Origin of the sequence: Streptomyces soli, assembly GCF_003999195.1 — a bacterium.
In the GTDB taxonomy this organism is placed as follows: domain Bacteria; phylum Actinomycetota; class Actinomycetes; order Streptomycetales; family Streptomycetaceae; genus Actinacidiphila; species Actinacidiphila soli.
Map to the genome: position 1 here is coordinate 1 of NZ_RJVR01000282.1, position 11134 is coordinate 11134.

Consider the following 11134-nt stretch of genomic DNA (forward strand, 5'->3'; position numbering starts at 1 on the left):
AGGACCGCCTGAGATCAGCTAGACGAACCGCCGGATGCGGGCCCGCATGTCCGGTGGTGTGGGGGGCGGGCCGGGAGAACCGGCCCGCCTACCCGATCCTGAGGTCACTCACAACGGTCGGCCCATCAGCACGTCGTCCACATACTCCCCGTCCAGCAGGAACTCCCCCGGCAGCACACCCTCCACCGCGAACCCGAGCGACCCGTACAGCCGCCGGGCCGGCGCATTGTGCCCCAGCACCCGCAACGTGATCCGGCGGGCCTCCTGCGCCCGTGCCTCGGCCATCGCGGCCGACACCAGCGCCCGCCCGACGCCCTGACCGCGCGCCGTGTCCGCCACGGCCAGCCCCTGGATCTGGCAGACGTGCGTATTGCAGGCCAGCGGAGTCGCCGGCACCAGGCGTATGTAGCCGGCGAGTACGCCGTCGGCCTCCGCCACGAGGTACGCGTCCGGGGTGTGGCGCGCGTCGAAGAACGGCGCCCCGGGATCCGGGCGGGGCTGCACGGCATGCAGCGTCGACCAGGTGTCGTGGTCCAGGCGGGCGAGGCCCGCGTCGTCGGTGAGGGCGGCAGGACGGACCCGGATGCGTGTGGTGCGGTCGGTGACGGCCATTCGGCCACCTTGCCAGTCGGGGCGCGGCAACGCGAGGCACTATTGCCTCATGCGTCGCATCGCAGTGACCGGCTCGGCCGGATTGATCGGTTCCGCTCTCGCCCGCTCGCTGAGCGCGGACGGACACGAGGTCGTACGGCTCGTCAGGAGGGAGCCTGCCGCGCCGGACGAGGTGCGGTGGGACCCGGAGCGGCAGTACGTGGACGTCGCCGGGCTGCGCGGCTGTGAGGCGGTCGTGCACCTGGCGGGGGCCGGGGTCGGGGATCACCGGTGGACGGAGGCGTACAAGAGGGAGATCCGGGAGAGCCGGGTGCTGGGGACGGCGGCGATCGCCGAGGCGGTGGCGTCCATGGACAGCCCGCCGCAGGTGCTGGTCAGCGCTTCCGGGGTCAACTTCTACGGCGACACGGGCGACCGCGCGGTGGACGAGAACGATGCGCCGGGCGACGGCTTCCTCGCCGAGGTGTGCCAGGCCTGGGAGGAGGCGACGGCGGCCGCCGAGGAGGCGGGCGTGCGGACCGCGTACGCCCGGACCGGGCTGGTCGTGGCGCGAGACGGCGGGGCGTGGGGGCGACTGTTCCCGCTCTACCGGGCGGGGCTGGGCGGGCGGCTGGGCAACGGGCGGCAGTACTGGTCGTTCATCGCGCTGCACGACCACATCGCTGCGTTGCGGCACATCATCGACACCCCGACGCTGTCGGGCCCGGTGAACCTGACCGCGCCGGAACCGGTCACCAACCGGGAGGTCAACGCCGCGATGGGGCGGGTGCTGCGCCGGCCGGCTCTCTTCGCCGTGCCGGGGCCGGTGCTGCGGGCCGCGCTCGGGGAGTTCGCCGGGGATGTGCTGGGCAGTTTCCGGGTGCGGCCGGGGAAGCTGCTCGACTCGGGCTTCGCCTTCGCCTTCCCGAAGATCGACGGCGCGATTCGAGCGGCGCTCGGCCGATAACTACGGCTTGGCGTGCTCGAGTTGTGGGCATGACGGTTCCAGCGCAGCTGACGCGAGCGGGGAACCGTGCCGACCTCGGGGAGGGGCATCGTGCTCTCAACAGCACGCCCAACAGACGTTACCGATGTGTGCGTGATCGGAGCGGGCCTCGCCGGTCTGTCCGCGGCACACCATTTGACCAGCGCGGGAGTGAGAGTCACCGTCATCGAGGCCGCTGACCGGGTCGGCGGGCGCATGGCGACCGACGAGGTGGACGGCTTCCGCCTCGACCGGGGGCCGCAACTGCTCAACTCGTCCTACCCGGAGCTACGGCGTACGCCCGGGCTGCAGGGGCTGCCGCTGCGGCCCTTCGCGCCGGGCGCGGTGGTCCGTTCCTCCGGTACGCGTACGGGCACCCGGGCCCTGGACCGGGCACGGCTGCGGTCGGGGCTCGGCAAGCTGGCCGCCACTCCCCCGGAACGGCTGCTCGCCCGGCCCGAGACCACCGCTGCCGCCGCCCTGTCCGCCGCCTTCGCGCCGCGCGCCGTCGACGGCTTCCTGCGGCCACTGCTGACCGCGCTGCTCTGCGACGCCGAGCTCGGTACGTCCAGCCGCTGTGCCGACCTGGTTCTGCGGGGCTTCGCCAAGGGCCGTACCTGCCTGCCCGCCGGCGGTGCCGCCGTCGTACCGCACCGGCTGGCCGCCGCGCTTCCGCCGGGGGCGGTACGGCTCGGGGTGCGCGCGATGACGGCCGCCACGAACGGCGTGCTCACCGAGGACGGCGGTTTTCTGGCCGCCCGCGGCGTCATCGTGGCGACCGGTGCCAGCGCGGCGGGCGCACTGCTTCCGGGACTGCGCGTGCCGGGCTTCCACGGCGTCACCGTCGTCCACCACGCGGCGCCGCACGCTCCGCTGCGCGAGCCCTCCCTCGTCCTTGACGCCGACCGCCGCGGACCCGTCTCCCACTCCATTCCGGCCAGCGTCGTCGACCCCTCCCGCGCCCCGGTCGGCCGCGCCCTCGTGACGTCCGTCATCCTCGGCCCCCCGGCCCCCGACTCCCTGGTCCGCGCCCACCTCGCCGACCTCTACGGCGTCCCCACCGCCGGCTGGGAACTCCTCGCCGTCCACCACGACCCCGAGGCCGTCCCCGCCATGCCCGCCCCTCACGACCTCCGCCGCCCCGTCCGCATCCTCCAAGGCCTCTACGTCTGCGGCGACCACCGCGACACCAGCACGGTGCAGGGTGCCCTGCTTTCCGGGCGGCGTGCGGCCTTCCGCGCGCTGCGCGACCTGGGCATCCGCCCGGGGTACGGGGCGGTTCCCGTCGCCGCCTAACCTCAGGTCCGTGGCCGGGTTGTGCCCACCTCCCTCAGCTAGATCCGTACTTCGCGGGTGGCTGATTCAGGTGAACCGGGCCGCTCCCGGAAGCTGCGGCGCGATCGGATTCGATCGACATTCATGCTTCCTCACGCCGACTCGATACACGTCGATCACCCGACCCGTCACACTCGGTCGCGCACTCCCGGGAGAGCCAACTGAACGGGTGACCCGCGAAGTACGAAGCCAGACACTGGGAGGGGGTCCTCCCCCACCCAGACGAAAGTCTGGGGGGAGGTCAACCCCCCGGTCACGCCGGCAGCATGCCGAGCAGCGCGGCGCGCTCGTGGAAGGCCCGGACCGAGGGCGCGTCGCGGTGGGGCTCGAGGCGGCGCCCGAGGTCGCGTACGTACTCGACGGCCCGCAGCGACCGCATGTCCGCCGCTTGCTGCATCGCCTCCGCCCCGAGCGCGCACGCCGCGTCCAGCTCGCCGAGCCCGAGCCGCGCCGTGGCGAGGACGACGCGGCAGAAGAGCCGGGAGCGGGCGTAGGCGGGGGCGCGGAGTTGGAGGGAGCGTTCAGCATGCTGGGCGGCGGCGCGGTATTGCTGGAGGTCGCGGTGGCAGTGGCCGAACTCGTCGGCGAGCTGGGCCTCGTCGAAGAAGCGGGCCCAGTAGGGGACGTCGTCGCCACCGCGGGCCGCTTCGAGGGCGCGCTCGGCGCGGACGAGGGCGGCGGTGCAGGCGCGGACCTCGCCCAGCATGCCGTGGCCGCGGGCCTCGGCCGCGTGGAGGAGCGCCTGGACGATGGGCGGCGCGCCGGAGCCGACGCCCTGCTGCGCGACGCGGGCGAGCTGGACGGCTTCGCGGCCGTGCCCCAGGTACACCGCCTGGCGGCTCATGGTGACCAGGACGTAGCCGCCGTAGACGCGGTCGCCGGCGGCCTGGGCGAGGCGCAGGGCCTGGACGAAGTAGCGCTGGGCGAGCCCGTGGGCGCCGATGTCGTACGAGGTCCAGCCGGCGAGCCGGGTGAGGTCGGCGACCGCGGCGAAGAGGCGGCGGCCGAGGGCTTCGCCGTACGAGCCGCGCAGCATGGGCTCGGCCTCGAACTCGAGGTAGCGCACGAGGGCCTGGCGGGCGTGGCCGCCGCCGTAGGCGTTGTCGAGGGAGCGGAAGAGCTCGCCGACGGAGCGCAGCGCGGCGACGTCGCCCATGGTGAGCCGCTGCCCGCCGGTACGCGCGGGGGTGGCCGCCGCACCCGGGCCCCGGGTCTGCGCGGGTACCCGGGGGACGGGGGGGTCGGCCCCGGCGGGGCCACGGGAGACGCGGTCGTCGGCGCGGCCGATGAGCCAGTCGCGGCTGGGGACGACGAGCCCGGCCGGGGTGAACGCGATCCTGCGGAGGTCCGTCTGGCCGCCCGTGTCCTTGCGCCAGAGCCCGGCGACGATGTCGATGGCCTCCTCGGGGGAGCCGGCGAACTCCAGGCCCGCGTAGACGGGGGCGACGGCGTCGAGCCCGAGGTCCTGCGCGGACAGCCGGCGGCCCAGGCGGCGGGTGAAGACCTCGGCGATGAGGGCGGGGGTGGTGCCGCGCGGCTGCTGACCGCGCAGCCAGCGGGTGACGGAGGTCTTGTCGTAACGCAGATCGAGGCCGTGTTCTATGCCGAGCTGGTCCACGCGGCGGGCGAGCCCTGCGTTGGAGAATCCGGCCTCAGCGATGAGGGCCGCGAGCCGACGATTGGGAGAGCGCTGCGTGGATCGGTCGGTCATCGGCTGTGCGGTCCCCTGCCTTCCGGGCTTGCTCCAGAAGGCGTGAATGTAACCGTCCGTGGCGACCCGCTCACTACCTGAGCCTCGCATTCGCCGGATCGGGTGAATTCCGGGGGTACTTACGGCCGGAATCCTTCCCTCCGTCGAGCCCGGCTGCTATCGAGGCCACCTACGGGGCACGGCGGACCCGGACGTACAGTTGCCAGTGCGTACGAGTCCACACAGAGGAGAGCCGCCGTGAGTGACCTGCGATTCGTCCACCTGGGCTTCGGCGGGGAAGCCGTGGACTACCAGGAGGCATGGCAGGAGCAGCGCCGGGTGCATGCCGCGCGGTTCGCGGACGAGATCCCGGACACCTGCCTGCTGCTGGAGCACCCGCCGGTCTACACCGCCGGGCGGCGTACGCAGGACAACGAGCGCCCCCTGGACGGCACTCCGGTGGTCGACGTGGACCGCGGCGGCAAGATCACCTGGCACGGCCCGGGGCAGCTGGTCGGCTACCCGATCGTGAAGCTGCCGCGCCCGGTGGATGTGGTCGCGCACGTACGACGGCTCGAGGACGCCTTGATCGGCGCCTGCGCGGAGTTCGGCCTGGAGACCGCACGCGTCGAGGGCCGCAGCGGTGTGTGGGTGCTGGGCGACCCGGTGGAGGACCGGCCCGCGGTCCCGGGGCTGACCCTGGACTTCGACCCCCGGCTAAGGCACGACGTGGGCCCCTCCTCGCCGAAGGCGGGCAAGGAGGGAGAGTTCGACCCCCGGCTGAGCGGCCCGGAGTACGCCCCGTCCAACGCCGGCCAGCGCCGCGAGGACCGCAAGCTCGCCGCGATCGGCATCCGCGTCGCCAAGGGCGTGACGATGCACGGCTTCGCGCTCAACTGCAATCCCGACAACACCTGGTACGACCGGATCGTGCCCTGCGGCATCCGGGACGCGGGCGTGGCCTCGCTCAGCGACGAGCTGGGCCGCGACGTCACGGTCGCGGAGGTGGTCCCGGTGGTCGAGAAGCATCTGCGGGCCGTCCTGGAGTCGGCCGAACCGCTTCCCCGGGCCGTCTAGGCCCCCCAGGGTTTAGGAATGTACGGGCGTACGCTGATGTTCGCCATGGAAAAGAAGTCGCTAGAGGGAGTCGGACGTGTCCGCTGTCGCACCTGAGGGCCGCAAGATGCTGCGTCTGGAGGTCCGCAACAGCCAGACCCCCATCGAGCGCAAGCCCGACTGGATCAAGACCCGGGCGAAGATGGGCCCCGAGTACACGAAGATGCAGGCGCTGGTGAAGGGCGAAGGCCTGCACACCGTGTGCCAGGAGGCGGGCTGCCCCAACATCTTCGAATGCTGGGAGGACCGCGAGGCGACCTTCCTCATCGGCGGCGACCAGTGCACGCGGCGCTGCGACTTCTGCCAGATCGACACCGGTAAGCCCCAGGCGCTGGACCGCGACGAGCCGCGCCGGGTCGGCGAGTCCGTGGTCACCATGGACCTGAACTACGCCACCATCACCGGCGTCGCCCGCGACGACCAGGAGGACGGCGGCGCCTGGCTGTACGCGGAGACGGTGCGCCAGATCCACGCCATGACGGCGGACCGCGCCGACGGCCGTACGAAGGTCGAGCTGCTGATCCCCGACTTCAACGCCGTACCGGAGCAGCTCGCCGAGGTCTTCGGCGCGCGGCCGGAGGTGCTGGCGCACAACGTCGAGACGGTGCCACGGATCTTCAAGCGGATCCGCCCGGCGTTCCGTTACGAGCGGTCGCTGGAGGTCATCACGCGGGCGCGTGAGGCCGGTCTGGTCACCAAGTCCAACCTGATCCTGGGTATGGGCGAGGAGCGCGAAGAGATCAGCCAGGCGCTGCACGACCTGCACGACGCGGGCTGCGAGCTGATCACGATCACCCAATACCTGCGGCCGACCGTGCGGCACCACCCCGTGGAGCGCTGGGTGAAGCCGCAGGAGTTCGTTGAGCTGAAGGAGGAGGCCGAGGAGATCGGCTTCGCCGGCGTCATGTCCGGGCCGCTGGTGCGCTCCTCGTACCGGGCCGGGCGGCTCTTCCAGCAGGCGCTGGCGGCCCGGGGCTGAGCTCCTCCGGGTTGTGTGTTCGCTCACGCCGGGGGCGGGGGCCGGGCGGCTGACGTGCCGGGTCGCGGGGAAGCACTCGTCAGGGTTTCATGGGAGTTTGACCGACAAGTCACCGCCTGGTAACACAATGTGGTGACTCTGGATTCACGCACTCCCTTACGATTCTGAGCGTCCTTAGGGGGACACCCACATGCAGCCGGCCGCGCACGTCCGCCAGAGCTCCATCCACCCCGCCGCCTCCGTCGCGGGCGCGCTGCGCGTCGTCGAATCGTTCCTGCTGCGCGGTGCGGAGCAGACCGCTCGCCGCAACGCGTGGTCGGCCGTCGTGGAGGACCGCCAGCGCGCGAAGGACCGGCGGGAAGCCCAGCACGTCCTGGACTCCCTCGGCGTGCAGTAGGACCGTAGGGCTTCCTGGGGCTTCCCACCCCTCCGGTGGGGCCTCCGCGACACGGGGCACGTATCCTGTGCCGCATGGCGAGGGAATCATCCGAGAGCAGTACCGCTGGGCGTCTTAAGCAGATCGTCCAGACCTACAAGATGACCAGGCGGGTCGACTCCAAGGTCGGGCTCGTCCTAGCAGGTGTGGGCATCGTCACGTTCGGTGTCATCCTCGCTGTCGGCTTCTTGATCGGTCACCCCATCTACGCGGGCATCCTGGGCTTCCTGCTCGCCTTCCTCGCGGTGGCGGTCGTCTTCGGCCGCCGCGCCGAGCGGGCCGCCTTCGGCCAGCTCGAAGGCCAGCCGGGCGCCGCTGCGGCCGTCCTGGAGAACGTCGGGCGCGGCTGGTCCGTCACCCCGGCGGTGAACATGAACAAGAGCCAGGACCTCATCCACCGCGCGGTCGGCAAGGCCGGCATTGTGCTGGTCGCCGAGGGCAACCCGAACCGCGTGAAGAGCCTGCTGGCAGCCGAGAAGCGCAAGATGGCGCGCGTCGTCATCGACGTGCCGGTCACCGACATCATCGTCGGCACCGGTGAGGGCGAGGTGCCGCTGAAGAAGCTTCGTACGACGCTGCTCAAGCTGCCGCGCGTACTCCCCGGCCCCAAGGTGACCGAGGTCAACGACCGGCTGCGAGCCCTGGGCGATCTGATGAAGAACATGCCGATTCCGAAGGGTCCGATGCCCAAGGGGATGCGGATGCCGAAGGGCCGCTGATCGCATACGAAACGCGTACGAATATGGGCCGGGCCCGGAGATAAATTCTCCGGGCCCGGCCCATATTCGTTTCGCTTCAGAGCCGGACCTGCACCGCGCCCACGGCCTTGTCGTGCAGCCCCCGGGTGTCGCGGTCCCAGATCACCGCCGGGATCACCAGGAGCAGCAGCAGGGTCCGCAGCAGCACCCCGCCGAAGCCGAGCCGGCTGCCGTCGAGGCGCACCACGCGCAACCGCAGCAGCCGCTTGCCGGGGGTCATACCGATCGTGCCGAGGGTGAGGACGCTCAGCGCGACGAACACGACATACGCCCAGCGATTGGCGGCGATCGCATTACCCTGCGCGATCAAGCCGTATGCGATCAAGCTGCACAGAAGCCAGTCGATGAGAACGGCCGCGATCCGCCGCCCCACCGGGGCGATCGAACCCGGTCCGTCCTTCGGCAGCCCGAGCCGCTCACCGCGGTAGCCGAACTCGACGCCTGCCTGCTCGGCGGCCGCCTTGGGGCCGGAGAGCCATGATCCGATTGCTTCCCTGTTGTCCACCTGTCCACCGTACTGCTGCGTACTAGGCAAGCCGCCGTTGGGCCGTCACTCTCACGGGGGAGCGGTTAACCTCTAGGAAACAAATGGGTCATGATGGGGAAATCCCTGATCCCTATGGTCGGGTCCAACGTGCGCCACCGCACTGGTCGCACCTGAGAGCTGCAATCCGGTCGCCGCTGGCCGGGCCAAGGAGGAATTGGATGTCTTTCCAGAACGCCGACGAGGTGAAGAAGTTCATCTCGGATGAGGACGTCAAGTTCGTGGACGTCCGGTTCTGCGACCTGCCCGGTGTGATGCAGCACTTCACGGTTCCGGTCGGTTCTTTCGACCCGACCGAGGAACTCGCGTTCGACGGGTCGTCGATCCGCGGCTTCCAGGCCATCCACGAGTCCGACATGGCCCTGCGCGCGGACCTCTCCACCGGACGGCTCGACCCGTTCCGCAAGGACAAGACGCTCAACATCAACTTCTTCATCCACGACCCGATCACCGGCGAGCAGTACAGCCGTGACCCGCGGAACGTGGCGAAGAAGGCCGAGGCCTACCTCGCCTCCACCGGCATCGCCGACACCGCGTACTTCGGCCCCGAGGCCGAGTTCTACGTGTTCGACAGCGCCCGCTTCCAGACCAGCGCCAACGAGTCCTTCTACCACATCGACTCCGAGGCCGGCGCCTGGAACACCGGTGCCCTCGAGGACAACCGCGGCTACAAGGTCCGCTACAAGGGCGGGTACTTCCCGACCCCGCCGGTCGACCACTTCGCCGACCTCCGTGCCGAGATCTCCCTGGAGCTCGAGGCCTCGGGCCTCCAGGTCGAGCGCCAGCACCACGAGGTGGGCACCGCCGGCCAGGCCGAGATCAACTACAAGTTCAACACGCTGCTCGCCGCCGCCGACGACCTGATGCTCTTCAAGTACATCGTGAAGAACGTCGCCTGGCGCAACGGCAAGACCGCCACCTTCATGCCCAAGCCGATCTTCGGTGACAACGGCTCCGGCATGCACTGCCACCAGTCCCTCTGGCAGGGCGGCGAGCCCCTCTTCTACGACGAGCAGGGCTACGCGGGCCTCTCGGACACCGCCCGCTACTACATCGGCGGCATCCTCAAGCACGCCCCCTCGCTCCTCGCCTTCACCAACCCGACGGTGAACTCCTACCACCGCCTGGTCCCCGGCTTCGAGGCCCCGGTCAACCTGGTCTACTCCCAGCGCAACCGATCCGCCGCGATCCGCATCCCGATCACGGGTGCCAACGCCAAGGCCAAGCGCATCGAGTTCCGCGCCCCCGACCCGTCCAGCAACCCGTACCTGGCCTTCTCGGCCCTGCTGCTGGCCGGCCTCGACGGCATCAAGAACAAGATCGAGCCCGCCGAGCCCGTCGACAAGGACCTCTACGAGCTCGCCCCGGAAGAGCACGCCGGCGTCCCGCAGGTCCCCACCTCCCTCCCGGCCGTCCTCGACGCCCTCGAGGCCGACCACGAGTTCCTCCTCGCGGGCGGTGTCTTCACCCCGGACCTCATCGAGACCTGGATCGACTACAAGCGCGTCAACGAGATCGCCCCGATCCAGCTGCGCCCGCACCCGCACGAGTTCGAGCTCTACTTCGACATCTAAGCCGCTGGGACATAACGGCCCTTGTGGGGCATGGGGTCCAGGTCGCACAGACGGCGTCCGACCTGGAAAAAACCCTTCAACAACCATGATCGGCCATCAGCATTTTTCAGCCTCTTGTGACTACACATGCGCAAGATGATCTTGTAAAGCTGATGGATCGTCAGGATTGACCAGGCCCTCGTCGCTCTTCACGGAGAGCGACGAGGGCCTGGTGTTGTCCGGACGTCGAAATGCAGATGCAACGTCGATGGCGCAGACAAACGCAAGGTCCTCCCCCACGGAGCGACCCCTGGGACGGACAACCTTCAGCCGATTGACTCTCCGGTTGTCGTGACGAAGGCGCGCTGAAACGACCATTCAGCTACGGGACGTTGCGTCACTTATCGGCGATACGCCACAGCGGGGCCGAGTACTGCCTGCTCGGGGGGTGTTGATGAGGAGATTGTTCGGGGTGTCCACGATCACGGGGCAAGGCCCGGATTCCCTCGACGTGCAGATCGATCAGGTCGCGGCAAACGCACCCGCGGCGCAGCCCGAGCGGCTCGGTCTCGCCCAACTCGCCTGGTAATGAGGCAGCCCGTTCGGGCGATTGATCTCTCCCAGCTCCTTGGCAGCTCCAGCATGCGACCGGCGCCCCCGCGGGGGTGTGGGCGAGGCTCCGGTCTTGGAGGCCTGCGCGGCCGTCCGCCGCTCCGAGGCGGCGGCACAGTTCGTACGGGGATGTACGGGCGCAGTCGGACTACACGTTCACCCCGTAGTCGCCTGCGATACCGGCGAGCCCGGAGGCGTAGCCCTGGCCGATGGCACGGAACTTCCACTCCGCGCCGTTGCGGTAGAGCTCACCGAAGATCATGGCGGTTTCGGACGAGGCGTCCTCGGTGAGGTCATAGCGGGCCAGTTCCCGGCTGTCGGCCTGGTTGACGATGCGGATGAAGGCGTTGCGGACCTGGCCGAAGCTCTGGCCGCGCTTCTCCGCCTCGTAGATGGAGACGGGGAAGACGACGCGGTCGACCTGGGGCGGAACGGCCGCGAGGTTGACCTTGATCTGCTCGTCGTCGCCGTCCCCGCCGCCGGTGAGGTTGTCACCGCTGTGCTCGACGGAGCGGTCCGGGCTGGCGAGGTTGTT

11 protein-coding genes are annotated in these 11134 nt (G+C 70.3%); 7 read left to right on the top strand and 4 right to left on the bottom strand.

What is annotated here, in order from left to right:
• Positions 1-108: 108 nt before the first annotated feature.
• Complete coding sequence (locus tag EFK10_RS30795) at positions 109-612, bottom strand: GNAT family N-acetyltransferase (RefSeq protein WP_127358937.1); 504 nt, start codon at positions 610-612, stop codon at positions 109-111.
• A gap of 49 nt (positions 613-661) precedes the next feature.
• Between EFK10_RS30795 and EFK10_RS30800 the strand changes: the two genes are divergently transcribed.
• Positions 662-1558 carry a TIGR01777 family oxidoreductase gene (locus tag EFK10_RS30800; RefSeq protein WP_240677576.1) on the top strand — a complete coding sequence of 299 codons (897 nt, stop codon included), beginning with the start codon at positions 662-664 and terminating at the stop codon, positions 1556-1558.
• 90 nt (positions 1559-1648) lie between these two features.
• Positions 1649-2872: an NAD(P)/FAD-dependent oxidoreductase gene (locus EFK10_RS30805; protein ID WP_127358939.1), complete on the top strand. Its 1224-nt coding sequence runs from the start codon at positions 1649-1651 to the stop codon at positions 2870-2872.
• 292 nt (positions 2873-3164) lie between these two features.
• Here EFK10_RS30805 and EFK10_RS30810 read toward each other — a convergent pair whose 3' ends face one another.
• The gene (locus EFK10_RS30810) at positions 3165-4622 is read right to left on the bottom strand and encodes a regulator (protein WP_127358940.1); all 1458 of its coding nucleotides are present in this window, start codon (positions 4620-4622) and stop codon (positions 3165-3167) included.
• Positions 4623-4859: 237 nt separating this feature from the next.
• Between EFK10_RS30810 and lipB the strand changes: the two genes are divergently transcribed.
• The 4 genes from lipB (at position 4860) to EFK10_RS30830 (ending at position 7851) form a co-directional block, all read left to right on the top strand.
• Positions 4860-5678 (top strand): lipoyl(octanoyl) transferase LipB, encoded by an 819-nt coding sequence (gene lipB, locus EFK10_RS30815; protein ID WP_127358941.1) that lies wholly within the window; start codon positions 4860-4862, stop codon positions 5676-5678.
• Positions 5679-5754: 76 nt separating this feature from the next.
• Positions 5755-6696 carry a lipoyl synthase gene (lipA, locus tag EFK10_RS30820; RefSeq protein ID WP_127358942.1) on the top strand — a complete coding sequence of 314 codons (942 nt, stop codon included), beginning with the start codon at positions 5755-5757 and terminating at the stop codon, positions 6694-6696.
• 190 nt (positions 6697-6886) lie between these two features.
• Positions 6887-7093 (top strand): SCO2195 family GlnR-regulated protein, encoded by a 207-nt coding sequence (locus tag EFK10_RS30825; RefSeq protein ID WP_127358943.1) that lies wholly within the window; start codon positions 6887-6889, stop codon positions 7091-7093.
• Between the two features lie 74 nt (positions 7094-7167).
• The gene (locus EFK10_RS30830) at positions 7168-7851 is read left to right on the top strand and encodes a DUF4191 domain-containing protein (protein WP_127358944.1); all 684 of its coding nucleotides are present in this window, start codon (positions 7168-7170) and stop codon (positions 7849-7851) included.
• Positions 7852-7927: 76 nt separating this feature from the next.
• Here the strand turns inward: EFK10_RS30830 and EFK10_RS30835 are convergent, their stop codons facing one another.
• Complete coding sequence (locus tag EFK10_RS30835) at positions 7928-8395, bottom strand: RDD family protein (RefSeq protein WP_127358945.1); 468 nt, start codon at positions 8393-8395, stop codon at positions 7928-7930.
• Positions 8396-8595: 200 nt separating this feature from the next.
• Between EFK10_RS30835 and glnA the strand changes: the two genes are divergently transcribed.
• Complete coding sequence (gene glnA, locus EFK10_RS30840; RefSeq protein WP_127358946.1) at positions 8596-10008, top strand: type I glutamate--ammonia ligase; 1413 nt, start codon at positions 8596-8598, stop codon at positions 10006-10008.
• Between the two features lie 739 nt (positions 10009-10747).
• Here the strand turns inward: glnA and EFK10_RS30845 are convergent.
• Positions 10748-11134: TerD family protein (locus tag EFK10_RS30845; protein ID WP_164836215.1), on the bottom strand; the 387-nt coding region annotated here is incomplete at its 5' end.